The organism is Methanosarcina sediminis, from assembly GCF_052056915.1.
In the GTDB taxonomy this organism is placed as follows: Archaea; Halobacteriota; Methanosarcinia; order Methanosarcinales; family Methanosarcinaceae; genus MTP4.
This window is the reverse complement of the sequence record NZ_CP195119.1, coordinates 3,200,978-3,218,056: the sequence shown is the minus strand read 5'-3', so window position 1 is coordinate 3,218,056 and position 17,079 is coordinate 3,200,978. Positions and strand designations below refer to the sequence as shown.

At 35.5% G+C, this 17,079-nt stretch carries 13 protein-coding genes; 5 read left to right on the top strand and 8 right to left on the bottom strand.

Annotated features, from left to right (window positions below):
- Window positions 1–511: 511 nt before the first annotated feature.
- On the bottom strand, window positions 512–3,019 hold the full coding sequence (locus ACSAZK_RS13980) for a DUF1616 domain-containing protein (protein WP_440954698.1): 2,508 nt from the start codon (window positions 3,017–3,019) through the stop codon (window positions 512–514).
- A 419-nt stretch (window positions 3,020–3,438) separates the two neighbouring features.
- Between ACSAZK_RS13980 and ACSAZK_RS13975 the strand changes: the two genes are divergently transcribed.
- On the top strand, window positions 3,439–4,626 hold the full coding sequence (locus ACSAZK_RS13975; protein ID WP_440954697.1) for a M48 family metalloprotease: 1,188 nt from the start codon (window positions 3,439–3,441) through the stop codon (window positions 4,624–4,626).
- Window positions 4,627–4,816: 190 nt separating this feature from the next.
- Here the strand turns inward: ACSAZK_RS13975 and artC are convergent, their stop codons facing one another.
- Complete coding sequence (gene artC, locus ACSAZK_RS13970; protein WP_440954696.1) at window positions 4,817–5,653, bottom strand: archaeosortase C; 837 nt, start codon at window positions 5,651–5,653, stop codon at window positions 4,817–4,819.
- 357 nt (window positions 5,654–6,010) lie between these two features.
- Here artC and ACSAZK_RS13965 point away from each other — a divergent pair, with 357 nt between their 5' ends.
- From ACSAZK_RS13965 to ACSAZK_RS13950, 4 genes are all read left to right on the top strand, one after another.
- A complete protein-coding gene (locus ACSAZK_RS13965) occupies window positions 6,011–7,447 on the top strand; it encodes a flippase (RefSeq protein ID WP_440954695.1) in 1,437 nt (478 codons plus the stop codon).
- A 13-nt stretch (window positions 7,448–7,460) separates the two neighbouring features.
- Window positions 7,461–8,393: a polysaccharide deacetylase family protein gene (locus tag ACSAZK_RS13960; RefSeq protein WP_440954694.1), complete on the top strand. Its 933-nt coding sequence runs from the start codon at window positions 7,461–7,463 to the stop codon at window positions 8,391–8,393.
- Window positions 8,394–9,374: 981 nt separating this feature from the next.
- The gene (locus tag ACSAZK_RS13955) at window positions 9,375–10,118 is read left to right on the top strand and encodes a DUF1670 domain-containing protein (protein ID WP_440954693.1); all 744 of its coding nucleotides are present in this window, start codon (window positions 9,375–9,377) and stop codon (window positions 10,116–10,118) included.
- Window positions 10,115–10,903: a DUF1670 domain-containing protein gene (locus ACSAZK_RS13950; protein WP_440954692.1), complete on the top strand. Its 789-nt coding sequence runs from the start codon at window positions 10,115–10,117 to the stop codon at window positions 10,901–10,903. The genes ACSAZK_RS13955 and ACSAZK_RS13950 overlap by 4 nt, the downstream gene beginning before the upstream one ends.
- 576 nt (window positions 10,904–11,479) lie before the next feature.
- Here the strand turns inward: ACSAZK_RS13950 and ACSAZK_RS13945 are convergent.
- The 6 genes from ACSAZK_RS13945 to ACSAZK_RS13920 form a co-directional block, all read right to left on the bottom strand.
- Complete coding sequence (locus ACSAZK_RS13945) at window positions 11,480–13,036, bottom strand: hypothetical protein (RefSeq protein WP_440954691.1); 1,557 nt, start codon at window positions 13,034–13,036, stop codon at window positions 11,480–11,482.
- A 264-nt stretch (window positions 13,037–13,300) separates the two neighbouring features.
- Window positions 13,301–14,227 (bottom strand): glycosyltransferase family 2 protein, encoded by a 927-nt coding sequence (locus ACSAZK_RS13940; RefSeq protein ID WP_440954690.1) that lies wholly within the window; start codon window positions 14,225–14,227, stop codon window positions 13,301–13,303.
- A complete protein-coding gene (locus ACSAZK_RS13935; protein WP_440954689.1) occupies window positions 14,217–14,843 on the bottom strand; it encodes a PIG-L deacetylase family protein in 627 nt (208 codons plus the stop codon). The genes ACSAZK_RS13940 and ACSAZK_RS13935 overlap by 11 nt, the downstream gene beginning before the upstream one ends.
- A 5-nt stretch (window positions 14,844–14,848) precedes the next feature.
- The gene (locus ACSAZK_RS13930; RefSeq protein WP_440954688.1) at window positions 14,849–15,274 is read right to left on the bottom strand and encodes a GNAT family N-acetyltransferase; all 426 of its coding nucleotides are present in this window, start codon (window positions 15,272–15,274) and stop codon (window positions 14,849–14,851) included.
- Entirely contained in the window at window positions 15,271–15,978 is a 708-nt protein-coding gene (locus tag ACSAZK_RS13925) for a WbqC family protein (RefSeq protein WP_440954687.1), read from the bottom strand. Before ACSAZK_RS13925 ends, ACSAZK_RS13930 begins: the two co-directional genes overlap by 4 nt.
- Window positions 15,979–15,992: 14 nt before the next feature.
- On the bottom strand, window positions 15,993–17,054 hold the full coding sequence (locus ACSAZK_RS13920; protein WP_440954686.1) for a DUF354 domain-containing protein: 1,062 nt from the start codon (window positions 17,052–17,054) through the stop codon (window positions 15,993–15,995).
- Window positions 17,055–17,079 lie beyond the last annotated feature (25 nt).

The window sequence follows — 17,079 nt, the reverse complement described above, 5'->3', positions numbered from 1 at the left end:
CATTCGAATATTTTTATTTAATTCCCCGAAATAAAACCGTTTTTCATCATTTCGGAATGTTATATATTCAAAAGTATAAAAGGATGTTCAAAAAAAATATATAAATTAAGATTTTATAGTCGAAGAGTATGGACAATGTAATGGGCGAATAAAACAAAAAATTAAATGTGTATTGAAATCGATGATGTGCACCCATTTATATATGGGTCATTTAACTTCAACATGAAAAAATAGTTAAGATTCCAGATAATTGCTTGATTAAAAACAAAATGACAAAAAGATTATTATAATGAAGTAAAGCCAATTTTTGATAAATATATTTACGACGTGGGGAAGATAATTAAAAGCTGGAATTAAAATATGCAGGAGTAAGGATTATACAGGAGAAAACTAAAGATAAAATTTAGTCCTGTCCACAAAGATTCCTGTTAATTTCTATTTTGTCTTAACTTGCTTCTGGCGCATATCTCCAGAACCTCCGGATAAATAAAAAACTATTTTAATACAAAATTTAGTCCAAGTGTTCGACTGTAAATGAGTCTGAACCTTCCATTTTTTCAGAATCCAGCGTATATCCGGTTACGGAGACTTTGTGAGTCCCTTCATTTATATCGCTTCTGATTTTTGCCGTATATATATATTCCCCGTCTTCGGAATAAGTAAGGTAAACTACATCGATATCCTCGTTTGCCGAGATGGAAACGCGAGGCTTTCTTTTTAAAGCTGTTGAGGGCGTGACTCTAATTTCAATTTCCCCTTTGTCAATATTCCTGGGGGTAATTTCGATCTCAAAGTCAGAAAGGGAATTGTCAACAAACAATTCATCAAAAGTTGACATAGTATTACCAAAAGTATCGATGCATACTGCTTCCACATAATATTTGTTGCCAGGCCCGACTACATATATACCATTCCAGACTAAACCATCTGAAGAAGTCATCTCTACATTTTTGGAATACAAACTTTGTTCTGTAGTGACAAGACAGAACTGCTCCTTAAGAGGCGCTGAAGAGGTTACCGTGAACCATGCGCCTTCCTTGCACGGGTTTGGAGTAATATCAAGCGTAATTTCCGGAAGCCCACTGTAAACTGCGGTCTTTGTGTCCGGTTCAGTATGCCCCGGTTCCCAGTTCCCGGCCCTGTCAACCGCTTTAGAACGGAAGTAATACGTTTTGCCGGGTTTTCCAGTAAATATTGCAGAATTTGCAGTTGTTTTCGAAATCCAGGACTCCCAGCTGGTCCCATCAGCACTATAGGAAATGTTATACCCGGCAATTCCCGAACCTTCATCAGTTCCGTTCCACTCAACCTTAAAGGTCTCATTGTTCGTATAAGGCTGAAGGTCCAGGACCTTTGAAACCGGAGGGATGCTTTCGACAAGATACTCCCCTTCCGTGTAGGGAGAAAGTTCCTCAACGGACTTGAGAGAAACACTGTCCCAGAGCACCTCTACGGGCACAAGTTCGGAGTTTCCTATTTGCATTAAACGGAGAGTCAGATTATTTGTGCCTTCTTTTAAGGAAACCGGGACCTCAATGTGCTGCCAGCCTTCATCCCCGGAGATCCCGGCTTCCCAGAGGACTTGATTGTCCAGAACGATCTGCTTGAACTGGGTATTCCCCACACCAGTGGACCCTGAACTGAAGTTGTCTTTCACGAAGACCGAAACCACTGCCATGGTGCTTTCCTGACAGCCTATAATTTGAGAGAGTGATCCGGAATGCTGCGTAAATTCGGAAAAATTCCCGCTGTATGAATTAACTATCCGGTATGCGAAGGAAGAATCCACACCCGAACCATTTACATACGAACCGTTAATGAATTCCGTACTTGAAACAAAATCCCAGCCTGCAAAAGATTCCATCTCACCGTTTACAATTACCGGAAGCCGGGCAACGTCCCCGTACTTATCCCCGAGGTGAGTGAGGGAGTTATTGTTCTGCAGGTAGAGATGAACAGACCTGTAAGGGAAGTATCCAACTTCTTCTTTAAAAAGTGCAAACTCAAGTTTGGACCTGTCATTTTTCAATTTTTGACGGGTATAGGTCAGGTTTTCCTGCCAGGTGCCCCCGTCTACTACGGGAACATTTAATTCTTCAATAAGCTGCCCGTCCACTTTCATCTGAAGAATATAATTGACTTCCTGAAGTTCATGGTTGTCTATTCCAACCGTAACTGTGAGAGGGATATCGATAAAACTCTCAGAAGGATACCCTTCGGCTTTCCCTTCCGGCCCCAGGAGATACAGTGCCGTAAACGTTTCCTTTTCACGGGTCATCTTGGCATATACAAGCATTCCGCTTGCGATTATTATTGAGCCGATAAGGGCGATTACCAGAGCTTTTTCAATTTCAGGGGGAAGAGGCATTTCTCTGGTTTTAGCATTAGCTTTAAGATTGGAATTAGATTTAGAATTGGAATTAGAATTGGATTTAGAATTGGAATTAGACTTAGTACCGGTAGATTGGGCTTTCAGACCTTTTGCTTTGACTTTACTTTTTGACCTGTGAAAACGCCTGCTTTCTGCAGGAACAGATGTTTCTTCCAGAGACCCATCATTTTCATTAGCCCCATCATTCTCATTAATTTCTTCAGAGCGGATCTGTTCTATGAATTCTTTTATCGAAAAGGAAAACTGCTCTTCTTCATCCCGGAGTTTCCTTGTAAAAATTGCAATTATGCTGAAAAAGACCGTCATGCCCAGGATGGATATGACGATTGGAGCAGGACGATAACCCCAGGGCAGCAAACTTATAAAAAAACCATCAAAAACCGTGAGTACAAGACTGAAGCCGACACTTAATGTAAAGCGTTCAATTCCGCTGATTTCTTCATTTCCGGGAAAAAGTGCGGCTATAAATGCGTAACCTGGAATGAAAAAAAAGAGAGATAAAGCTATCGGGATCCTGAGAAAAGTTTCATTGAATGGAGGGATAAGTACGAAAAGGACCCCAAGGCATGAAAAAATAGTAACTGCAAGCAAATCTTCAACAAAAATACATTTTTTGAAGTTTGGCATTATGTCATAAAGTAATTCACCAAGAGATATAACTTTTCCTAATTATATTTACCAGATTTTCGCAGGAGAATCAAGAGTAGTATAATAGTATACAACCATAGTATACAACTTTAGATAACCGGTTCTGAAAATCTTTTTTAGAAATTTGTTTCCAGGCCCATTTCATTTTTTGAGGGGGCACTTTTTGCAAAAATGATTTAGATTAAAATCGAAAGTTTCATAAGAGCCATTAAGTTATCTATATAATGGTTATTAATTTTTAAATGAAATAATTATAGATGATATAAATATATTTGTTATATGAATATGATTATAATGTAAATATATTCACCGGATTGCTTCAAAAAATAAAGTGATTTTGTAAAGTTACAATAATCCGGAACTTTAACCGTAAGTCAAAAAACTATAAGGGGGTTATTATGAGCAACAGGTTTGGGACATCTCTGTTTTTTTTAGTTTCTTCGGCTCTCCTGATCCTGCTCGCAGGGCTTACAAAAAACGCCATTGTCGTGGTAAGTGTAGCTTTCATGATGCTTATCCTGAGCAGTTATATCTACCTTTCAGCCGGCAGCTTGATTCTCAAATTGTATAAAGCCCGGAAAATCCAGAGAGATGAGAATCCTTTATTGTACTCGATTCTGGAAGAGCTTTCCTCCAGAGCACAGGTCAAGACCCCCGAACTATACAGCTTCGAAGCAGAAATTCCCGGAATGTTTACGGTGGGAAACGGAAGCAAAGCCTTTATCGCCATTTCGACATCAATGTTTGAAACCTTTGACGACCTGAACCTGGAAGTTTTGCTGGCACATGAAGTAGGACATATAAAAAACAGGGATGTCAGCCTGAACACAGTCACCGCACTTTTTGCCGGAGTGATAATGCTCTTTCCGGAGCTTGCAATGTGGGGCTCAATCCTCTCCGGGTTCGGGCAGCCCCATGACCCGGCACCCAGGTTCTTCAGGTTTGCAACAACAGCCCTCGCAGCCCCCCCCGCGGCAACCCTGGTACAGCTTACAAACCCCCAGAGAAGGGAACTCGAAGCCGATGAAGTTGCCATCAAACTTACCAGAAATCCCCAGCTCCTTGCCAAAAACCTCGAATATCTTGAAAACTACATACCCTTCCAGCCGGTCACCGGCAAGTTTAACCCGGGACATTTCCACCTCTTCAGCACGCACACCCAGCGGATCAGAGGAGACCGTGCCATGTTCATATCCATGTTTGACACACATCCCGATACCGGGGACAGGGTCATGCACATCCTCAACCATTCGAACTACAAAGAAAACGGTATTTTAACTACAAGGTATTCCAGAGTCCCGGGATTTTTTGATCCGAAAAGCTGGAAACTTGCCATGGGAACGAGTTTTGTCGCTTACATGATGTTTTTGTTCGTGATTATAGTCTTGGTTACATTTGCATTGAAGGACTTCAACTTCCTTATTAACGGGGGTATTGCCGGGGCATATATCGGGTCAGTCCTATTCTTTATGAGAATTACTGCAAAGGTTACTCGGAGAAAACCCCAACAAAAGTGCTTACTGTCGGCCCATAAAAGAATTATCCAAAATTCAAGGCAGGTTTTCAAGTATTTTGTAAAAAGATAATTGTAAAACCTGAGTTGCCGATGACAAAAACGTTTGTCTTTTCCATAAAGTTTGTTTTTGTCATAAAAACAAGAGCTTGAGGGCACAACCTGTTTTGAATAAGGAACCGGGAATATCGAAAAGGGAAGTAAAAAAGCGATTGAAATGTCTAAAGAGGAATCGGAGACCTCACAAAAAATAGTTTTCAACTTTAGCTTTTTAGCTCAATCAGATACATGATAAAAGCTGCAACTACTGCAAATATAATCCATCCGAGATGCGTGTGTACAAGCATCATTGCTTCCTGTCCGTACATATAAGCGGTGAAATAGAGAACTACTACCCGGAACAGGTTTGAGATGTAGGCGACGAGCACACAAAATCCGAGCATCATGAGGGTCTTATTTTTATTCAGGTTTTCAATTCTGCTGTATCCGAAGACTATCCCTATTAAAAGGAACATGGAATACAGGCCTGAACAGGGCCCTCCGATAACCAGGGTCATTTCTTCGACTCCGCTTATCCGAACGGTTTCCGTTGCAACCACTTCGAGAGGAATACCTGCCATATTTAAAACTCCCACTGTGGGAAGAAGTATGAAGTAGTGGTCGAACTTGTGAAGGAAATCGATGTTAAAAAAAGCAAACAGGGTGTAAAAGATAAGGTAAAGAATAACAAAAACAGATGAAATATACGCACCAAACCTGGAGACCCGGTTTATCTGGGGGTTTTGGAGCTGGGTCCCGACCAGGGAAGCTCCGAAGAATACGGTCATAACATCCAGAGTCCCAAGTTCCCCGCCATTTTTGAAATTATAGGCAAGGTCTGCTACTACTATGAAAGCCCCCACAACAAAACAGGTTTTTGATTTTTTCAGGAGACCTGAATCCCCTAGGTTCTTGAAGTCAATCATTGTCAGCAGAAACACGGAAACCAGGAACAGGACAACTCCTAAAATAGTTGAACCCTCATTAACTTCAATTGCAACCCCCGTAAACATTGCGATTACTAATAAAATAAGGATCAGATTTTTAGCTTCATGTTCCATTAAAACACCTTATTTCTGTATAGATATAATAAATTACCTAAATCTTTTAAATTTCACCTCAAGAAATAGTTTACGATTCGTCAAAGTTCTAAAAATCAATTCGACTTCTTGGATTGTAACAAGAAGCCATTTCACAAGTTACCATTGTGATCACGATTCCACTAAAGTAATTATATCCAGGTGTGAATCCCCATTAATGCTGAATACAAAGCCAAAATTTTAATATTAATTCATTAAAAAGGGACTTATAATGCGAAATAGATTTTCTAATAAAAAAGATAGAATAACTATTGGAGATGCAATAAATGTATGATTTGAAGCCAATAAAATTTACTGCTTTTACCGATCGGTGAGATTTTGACTACAATTCATAAAATTGCCAAAAATACAGGCGTACTTTTGGTGGGAAATCTAACATATAGGTCAATATCATTTATTGTTGCAATATATTTAGCTAGATATTTGGGAGTTGAAAGTTTCGGCAAATATAGCTTTATCTTTGCATATTTAGGTTTTTTTGGTATTATTACAGACTTAGGGCTCGGTGACATTTTAGTAAGGGAGATGTCGAGAGATTCTGAAAACATGCCAATTATATTTGGAAACGCCTTTATTATTAAATTAACTCTTTCCATAATTGCCATTTTTCTTTCAATAATGACCATATCATTGATAGGATATCCAGCAGAAACAACCACGTGTATCCATGTTGCATCAATCATGCTGTTATTTATGTCGTTTAGCGACGCTTACAGAACAGTGTTCCAAACTACCTTAACGATGAAATATGACATCATTTCAAAATTAATATATAGATTAGTATCTGCTTGGTTAATATTGTACACAGTTCATAGTCAAGGCACTTTACTCCAATTAATTCTTATACTTCTATTTTCAGAAAGCATAAGAACTCTGTTAAATTATGAATTTTCAAAAAAAATTTTTATTGCAAAATACAATATCGATTTTTTGATGTGGAAATTCTTATTCAAAGAATCACTGCCGATTGCACTTTCTAGTGTTTTTCTTCTTATATACCATCGAATTGATATAATAATGCTCTCGATGATGAAAGATGATATTTCAGTTGGACTATATTCAGCTGCTTATAAGTTATCTGAACCTCTTTCACTAATTCCATTTGCATTTATTAGTTCATTCTATCCAGTAATGTCAAGGTCATTTAAAAATTCAATGGAGACTTTGAACAAAAGTTACGAAATATGTTTAAAATATATTATAATATTTATGGCACCCATAGTTTTCGGAACTACGATAATATCTGATGAGATTATACTTTTAGTCTATGGGTCATCTTATTCAGATTCATCAAATGCACTTAAAATCTTAATATGGGGACTTCTTTTTATTTCTATAAATTACTTATTAACATCATTATTAATATCAATAGATAAGCAAAAACTAACCACTTTGAACATGGGGGTATGTGTTTTAATAAATGTAGTACTTAATTATTTATTAATCCCACAATATAATTATACAGGAGCAAGTATAGCAACTCTTGCAACAGAACTAACATTCTTCATCATAAGCTACCACTGTGTTTCGAAGAATATTAAAAGCCATCCAATACATAGAATTTCAATTAAACCCGTAGAAGCTTGTTTAATTATGAGTATATTCATTTGTTATTTAAAAGAATGCACAGATTTTGATATAATTGTAATTATATTTTTTGCATCTCTTGTTTATAGTACATCATTGTTGAAACTAAACGTTTTTTCAAGTGAAGAGATTGCAGTTATAAAAAAATTATTAAAACTTAATAGATGACATTAATAACTAAATGGAGGAGAAAATGTATTTCCTAATGACTAATGACGTAGAACATCACTCAATTCAATTAAATCGTGAGGATCCAAATATCCCAGACCAAATATACAATGTTGGACTTCCTCGCCTTTTAGAATTGCTATCAAAGTATGATGTATTATCTACATTCTATTTTACAGGGATGTTTGCTGAACAATCCCCTGAATCTATCGAGTTGGTAAAAGAGTATGGACACGAAATTGGATGCCATGGATATGATCATTCACCTTTTCGCGCTTTTGATAGTTTAAAATATAAGGAGCAGATTATAGAATTGCAAAGGGCCAAAGATGCTATTGAAGCCATTGGAGGCAGAATTAGTTCATTTAGAGCCCCGGCATTACGCATCAATAATGATACAGTACGGGCACTCATAGAAACAGGATTTAAGACTGACAGCTCAATTGCTTCACAACGCTTTGATGGTCCAATGTCTTTTGGCTCAAAAAACAAACTTGGATGGCTATATGCTCCGAGAAATCCTTACAATATGTCATATGATTCACCAACAAAGAAAGGAAACTCGGGTGTGATAGAGATACCAATTTCTGCGGCCCTTATCCCATATATTGGTACTACAATGAGAATTAGCCCAACGATAAACAGAGTCCTCCAGAAATTCATATTTTATGAAGCCGCTAAAACCGGGAAGCCAGTAGTATTCCTGTTTCATCCTAATGAGTGTCTGGATATACACGGAAAGGTGGTTACCACAAGGAGAACTTCAAACAACCTAGAATATATATTTGCAGATGTAATTAGACACAGGCTAAAACTCAAAAATCTAGGCAACTCATCGCTAAAATTATTGGAAGAAGTATTGAAAAGCGCAAAAGAATATGGGTTCGAGTTTGTAAATTCAGAAGAATATAGAAAAGTTTTACAAAAAGAGCATATCCAAAGATGAACATGAGTTAAAATATATAAATTTATAATCATGTTATTCCGTAAAATTGATGATGCTCTATGGAAATCCATAAAACGTTATCTTCCCTTAGTTCCGTCTTTTTAGGCGCAGATATGCTTTTCCGCAAATCTGTAAGGTAAGATGATTGCGGTTTAGAGATTGTACCTTGCACCTAATGTGCTTAAGTTTAAGCGCATGAGTTGGCATCAGAAGACATTTATGCTCTTAAAAATGCGGAACTAAGGAAAACTGTCAACGGCGGTTAAGAATTCCCCATTTTCGGCGGTTTAAAATTCCCCAATTCACAATCCTTCCTGTTTCGGCACCTAAAGTTTAATTTTTTCGTATCTACTTGCTTTCGGCAGGTGCGACAAGAAGCTATACTATGAATTGCGGAAACGCTACCTCTTCCATTTGAGGTAATCCTACTGTGACATGCATAAATGGCAACGTTTGTGTGTGAAGCTCACAAGACAATATCAAGAAATCAAGGAGCCTGACTTTGATAATTGGTTAGGATAAGAATACTATGAAGAACGCAAAGTGAACCATCGTAAGAATCGTGAAGCAGAATGAGCGAAAACAGGTTGACACGCTCAAACCAAAAGGTATAGAATCAGGTCATAATGGGTCTGCCGACATTATGTCAAATGGACAAATGGTTCCTGCTTTCGGCACCTAAAGTTTAATTTTTTCATTTATATATGAGTTCAATGAAATCTAAACTCTTGGCTATTATGTATCAAATCTGATTTTGAATATTATATACATTCCTTTCCATCGATTGGGCCTGATTTAATCCCCCGAAAACATCTTCACTCTTTTTCATACTTTTTTGATAGCTACCACTATTCAGTTGAAATGTCAAATTGCTATTGGTTCATATGACCCCAGTACCTAAATGTACTATAGGCGGTTCATATGAACGATATATATGTTCTAACGAGTGGGATGACGAAGGAACAAATGTTTCGTCTTCGTTTGATAAACGGATTCAATTTTGCCCCAATAATTGCAGACGCAGTAGTTGATCTGGGTAAAGGTTTCTTTCAAAATGAGAATTCTGGGATTTGTAACGGTCAACTTCTTTATCTTGCCATATCTGATGAAGAAGGTCCTGGCAAATCTATTCTTGATTCGAAGCACGTAGAGATTATCCTGACATTAGATGCTCCTGAAGACATGGATGTCTACGAGAAATTTGGTTTATCGGCATACAGACAACACGTATCGCTCAGGATCACACAAGAGGCCAGAGACCAGAATGCTCTTTTGACAATCAAAGATCTTGTAAAACTTCTCAAAAGCAGTTACAGCACTATAAAACGGGACATAAAATGCTTCCGAGAAAAAGGACTTTATGTCCCCCTAAGAGGTATAGTCAAAGACATTGGTCCTTCATCACATAAATCAAAAATTGTAGAGCTATATCTGAAAGGATACACGTCAACTGAGATCCAGAGATCAACAAGACATTCTTTGCAAAGCATAGAACGTTATATCAAAGACTTTTCTCGTGTCTCTATTCTTACACAGAGAGAGGAATCAATAGACAATATCCGATTAATCGTTGGAATCTCAGAACGGTTGGTAAAAGAGTACCAGGAACTTTTCATAAAATACAAGGACGGGAACTATAAACAAAGAGTGGAAGAGCTGATAAATAACTTAACTGTTTATGATTCGCCAATGAGTTTCAAAAAAAATGTGGGGATGAGAATGTGAAAGAGGACTGGTATAGAAAAGCATATGGTCCTTCTGCGGCAAAAACCTATGAAACAAGCCTGTTCAACCTGATAACGACTGAATTTGGATACATTGGTGGTCCTGATGTAGTCAAACTGTTCGCTAAAAAAATTGTTGACTTGAATGACCAATACTATCTACGAGGAGAATTTGTTCGTCCAGGTCAAATGAGGTGGCTTGTGTTAAAGGCAGGGCAGAAGTATTCAAAGAGTAAAAAGTTGAGCGATATGCAACTTGTCCCTGTCACATTAACCTTGATAAGCCCTGAAGATATTGAGGACAGAATCACGAAGGTAAAGAAAAACGAATTGATAGAGAAACTGATAGCTAGGTTATGCACTGAAAAAAAGGAACAAGGAGGCGTGCTTACAGAAACGGATATCGCTATATTGTTAAGGGTGTCATGTGCCATGATTTCCAATCACGTTACAAGTTATGAAAAAAAGACAAAAAAGGTCATTCCAAGAGCTGGTACTGAAATGGACATGGGAAAATCCTTAACTCATAAGAGATTAGCATTCCATAATTACAAGAAAAAGATTCCTACTTCAGAAAATGCGCGGTTGATAGATCATACTCCAGAGTCTGTAGATCGATACATCAAAGATGGAACACGTATAGAAAAGCTCTATACAGCTGGATACAATGAATGGGATATGGCATTTCTTACGGGGCTCCCGATATATGTAGTCAATGAATATGTAGAGATAATAAAATCATATGATGAAGAAAAAAAGAAAAAAATTGATATTGAAAATCAGTAACTAGAGGAATGAAAGGGTCATATGAACCTATTTCCAGGGAATAACAGAACTTTTTACTCAAGAAGAAGGGGAAATGGAGTATGAAGTACTAAATATGGAAGAGCTTCATTGGAAAATATTGGGTCTCTTGGGGGAGGAATATGAAAATATCTACCTTTAATCAAAGGAGGTGGAAAAAGAAGGCGGTATAACACCTCAATTTGACATTTCAACTGAATAGTGGTAGCTATCAAAAAAGTATGAAAAAGAGTGAAGATGTTTTCGGGGGATTAAATCAGGCCCAATCGATGGAAAGGAATGTATATAATATTCAAAATCGGATTTGATAAATAATCGCTAAGAGTTTAGATTTCATTGAACTCATATATAAATGAAAAAATTAAACTTTAGGTGCCGAAAGCAGGATGAAAGGGTCATATGAACCTATTTTAGGTTAGAGAGTTAATCAGAGACGAATATACAAAATTAGCTAAATCAAAATCGTTTGCTAAGAATTGGATGAAAACATTTAATGAACAAATAAAAAGTGAAATTAATTGCTGAGTTGACTATATTTGCAAAAACGACTTTACAACTTCACCCAATCCACCACAGTCGAATTTTTCCATTGTCGTAATAATTATTGTTATTATTATAAAGAGATGTGATTAAACAGTTTTTTTGTATTTGTGTATTTTCTATTACATAAGATAGATTAAAATATTCAACAATTCCTTTCCCACGCGGACTATCAATTGACAGATCTTGTAGCATATTTCTATGCCATCCCACCTGGGTAAAACCTTGTTGAATTACATATGGGTTATCTTTATAAAAGGCAAGTGACATAAAAGAGTTTTTATGTATAGGGGTATTATTTATATCTGCAAATCCATAAATTAACATACTAATATCTACATCTTCGAGGAAAATTGGCACTTCAGAAATGGCAAACATTCTTTTAGACATTATGTTATCATTGCCGACTAATCTTTGATTTTTATCGATATTTTCCTTTATCCATACCGATCCGGCGTATGCACTCTCATCCATATACCATTCATTATTTTGTTTATCCGCAAGATTTGTTCTCCAATGTTGATATAGTCCAGAAAAACCTACAGAAACTAATAGACTAATGATTAGTATCGATAACGCATAATTTCGCTTTTTGTGATCTGAAATCACAATATTTGTTATAGCTAAGCCAATAAATATGCACGAAAATATAATAATAAAATAATGTGCATATGTCTGTATATAAAGCAACGGTGCAAAAAACAACATAAAAATTAATAAAAAATAGTCTTCAAAAAATTTGTTTCTTTTGAACAAGAGATAAATCAAACCTATAAAACTGTAAAATAATAATATTCCAGTATAACGTGTGTTATTAATAGCCATCATATACAGTTCATTATACTTGGTCGTTTCTACTAAGAAACCTGATATAAATGGAAAAAAAAGTGATATCGGCAGCCCTACAATTAACATTATATCAAAGAAATCATTTGATGTCCTAAAACCAAAACGCTGATTTAACTTGTTTAATATGACACATATTATATAGCTTGAAATGGCAGGTATGGTTAAGTAATAGAGATGATGAGTTGCCATCAAAAGTATAAACAAAATGACAGTTAGTATGATGTATCTTATTGATTGTGTACGGGTTTTTAAAAGAAGATATAAAAATAGAGGTAGATATACTATAAAAAGACCCCGAGCACTCGCATCCCAAGTAGTAAAAACTAAGACTCCTGGGCTAAGAGAAAAGACAAAAGCAACAAGGGATTTAAAAATATTATTATTCCATATTTCTTCAGCTAGTAAGTATGCTGAAAAAATGCTAAAGAATCCAAGTATAGCGCCAAATACTCTTATCGAGAATTCAACTTCAAAGTTTGCCGTTTGTGATATGCCTGAGAGCACAAATGGAGATGCACTTGCATATGAATATGGGTACATCCCAAAAATTGATAATGCATTTAGCCACCACAATGCACTTCCAAATTCGGTAATAGAATTTGCTAAAATATGTATCGAAAATGAGTCATTGCCCATTTCATGTGGTATCGATGGATATCTTATAATTAAGTTTAATATGGCTAATAAAACTATAATCAAATATTTGTTGTAATTAATAAGTTTCATTCTATCCCTATATTTGGACAATTTTCTTTTATCGGGAAGGATCAGTTATTCTTTTTGTTATTTTCTTAAAGGTCCGAAGAATACATGGGCTATATTGCCCTGAATATATTAATTAAATCTCTATGGCAGCTCTCTTGCACTTTACATCTAATGGGCAGGCAGTCTGAAAAATAATCCAATATCGCACATAAAAAACATCGTATAATATCACTACAACTTTTTATTTGTCCGTCCTCTTCTTTTGTCAAATCTTTACAATTATCTCTAGTTATTCGTATCTCCTTTTAGTTTTGTCCTTAACATCTTTATGTAATATAGTCTCGCCTCTTGTGGTCTTATATGCTGAAAATAATGTTTAACTTCCTTGTCATCTATCTGTTTTTTTCTTAGTATCAGACTACTTAAATATCCATATATGTATGCAAGTCCTATATAATGAGGCTTTATAAATAATAGTTTTAATCCTTTAGTTAATGCATAAAGTGGATTGTAATTTATAATATATGCACTTTCTCCAAATGACTTATATCCCTTCCATAATCCATCAGCATAAGAATAACCTCTGATTAAGAATACCTTGCTATCATCAAATCGATTAATACTCCATCCTCTTAACACAGCTTTGGTGTTCATCACACTATCCCATACCTTAGATATAGGAATACCATCACAATCTTCATAACATTCTTTCCTATATAATACATTTCCTCCTGAAGGATAGCGGCCCTTGAGATATACCGTTTTTTTTCCATTCATCCACCATTCGCTACCACTTGCTACCCCCAATTTACCATCATTTTCAAATTTTTCTATCAATTTTTCAAAGTATGTATCTTTAAATACCTGATCTGCGTCCACATTTCCTATATAATCAAAATCCATTTTATTTTCATTACAAAATGTGTAAGCAAAGTCAAAGCCGATTCTTATTACATTTGCCAAGTGTACACCACGATCTCTTGTACCCTCTTTCAATTGAATGCTTTGAATCCATTCATTTGTTTCTGTTGCTTCTCTTATAATATCTGGTGTTTGATCAGTACTGTTATCATCAACTATAATCCACAATAAGGGTTTAACTGTTTGATTTATTATTGATTCGATGAGTTTTGGCAAATATCTTTCCTCGTTCTTTACTGGCGTTGTAATAACATATCTCTTTTGTTTACTTCTTATATTTTCATCTCTCAAATAATCTCAGCCTCCCCACCTCGAATGCCTCTGCGTATTTAATTCCTAAACTGTATCCTCTGTATTGTGCTAACCCAGTAATTGCTTGCTCTTCCATATATTCTTTTCTTTTTTGAGATGTGAATTGCCTTATATATTTCAACTTTTCATCAAAGACGTTACTAATATCTATGTATAATGTTGGTTTAAACTCAATTGTAGTAGAGGGCGTTTCATAGAAAAAAATGCTACTCTTCATGCTACGTGATGCTGATAGAACTGATTTAGAAATATTTACGTGATCTTGGTGATAATCTTTCGGTGAATGAATGTATACAATAGAATACTTATCTTGTATGTATTTATCAAGCATACTAACAGTATGCCCATCATGTCTTATCATAGTGTCTGGTAAATTTAAAAAATGAATTTTATTAACACCCATTAATGTTGATGCCATTATAGCCTCAGATTTTCTTTTCTCTTTATCTCCACTTTGTTCTCCATAAGTGGCTATGATATAAGTTACTTCGTCCCCACGAAGCGTATGCTTTCGTAAAACTCCCCCACATCCAAGTTCAATATCATCTGGATGTGCACCAACTGCTAATATTTTAAGATTCTCTTTCAGTAGCATAAAAATCACCCAAACTCTTTTGTACAAATATATCTTGAATTTTCTACCCCTATTATTTTAAATCCATATTTTTTGTAAAATTTATGGCCTCCAGAATTAACATTTTTAACTTTTAGTGTTATTCTTTTTATGTTATGCTCATAACACTCATCAAATAAACTACTTATCAATGCACTCCCTACTTTTTTATTCTGATATTCCGCTAATACCGCAATTCTATGTATATGTATTTGATTATTTTTCAAAGAACAGATCAAAAAACCTATTATGTGGCTATTTTCTAGCGCAACAAGGCTAAACTCCCATTTACGGTCCAAATCGATAAGAAAATTGTCTATTTTCCAAGGATCGTCTGGAATTTCTCTATCAATTTTTATTAAATCATCCAAATTTTTTAAAACCATTTCCTTCTCTAAATGTTTAATTATCATTTTGGCATTTCCCCTAAATTGAACAATGCATCCACAGCTGCCAAATTAGGTACAAATCCTTCATAATTTTGTGCATAAACAGGATGATCAAATTTTTGAAAATTCACTTCTATTCCATTTTTTGTGAATATGTCTTCATTAAGATAATCACGTCCAGTAGGTCCTGAAAGATAAATCTCACCATTGAGTGCCTGCACAATTTCAAACAATTTTTCAGAAGATCTTGAATCGGGACTTACATTTTCTGAATTGACTAAATCACTTGAAAATACAATCTTTACATCTATGTCAAAAGCTTTCTTCAAAAACAGGATTAGTGACATATTTATATCAAAAACCTTTTTATATGTAATATTATATATTTTCTCAAGCTCGTCTTCGTAAGTTGCGAAGTAAGGAGCATCTTTGTAATTGTCTATTATATTTGTTAAATGAGATTCACTCCAGTTAACACCTTTCCAATCATTTAATTCCTTTTTTATTTTTATTTCGTTGATTGGTATGCGTTTCTTCTCTACCGGAACCGTTAGCCATTTCCATCCATGATAGATTCTGATTTTGTTCCTATGGTGAAAATCCCCTTTGTTGAACTGTGCATCATCATATATTACAAATACGTCTGATTTTTTCATTTTATCAAAAAAGCCCAAATAGGGAAGATAATTTGGTTGATGTATTGAGACTATCATTGCCCTGCCCTTCAAACAAATACTCAGGTTTACAACTTTTCACTAGCATTTTTTATGTTTACAGGAAACTTTTCAATAAAAAGTTTAAGTGATTTTGTGACGTCAACCATATCACTAATCATTATTTTTCTTTTCTTCAACCATTTATTTTTTAACTTTTCATCTTTCAATAGCTCTACAGATTTATCAAAGGCATTTCTTTGCCCATTTTTTGGATCTGAGAAGTTATATACTAAACCATATTTTTCTTCTAATTCATCTAAATAACCTACTCTAAGTGTATTGACATATATGGATGGTGTCCCTAAAATTGCGGCCTCGCAAGCCATTGTTGCGCCCTCTCCAATATACATCGTAGCATAATATAATAAATCGTGAACTTTTTCAGGTGGAACAGAAACTCTATATTGTTCAAGATCCTTGCTGAGTTTACTTTCAGATGTGATTAATATTCTGCCATAGCGTTCAAGTTTAGTTATTAATTCTTCTTTGTTTATAAATCCACTTTGCCCAATATCATGGCTAGCCTCCCATGAAACAAATCTTAGTATGATGAATCGTGAACCTTCACCTAAGTTAAGATCTCTTAATACTTGTGGATCTGGTTGAAAATAGTCGGGATGTAAATATGCCATTTCCTTGTAACTGTTGAATGTAATGTGCTTCTTTGATGGCACACTCCCTCGATAACATTTTGGAGTGCAAATATTTGTGGCAAATGGGAATGTTAAAATATTTGCTAACTTTGCATGTTCTGTGTCCGTAAAAACTATTGATGGAGTATTTGTCAAACATCCGATTTGAGCAACAAATGGGTTGGCAAATCCAATTAAAATATCCGGTTTATATTTAGTAACAATTTTATATAAATTTACACTCTTCTTGAGATACTGAGGAACTTTTTCTGCCATTGTTTTTCCAAATCCACCTATGAGTTCATATTTGAAATTATTTGCATCAAGTAAATTTACGACGACATCTTTACGTCTAGCAGTTATTTTTATTTCATGTCCGTCATCAACCAGGTTTTGAATAATATTCCTAAAAAAATGAACATCTGCTGGATGGCCTACATCTACGATTACTTTCATCTTTCATCCTCAATCTATGTTAATT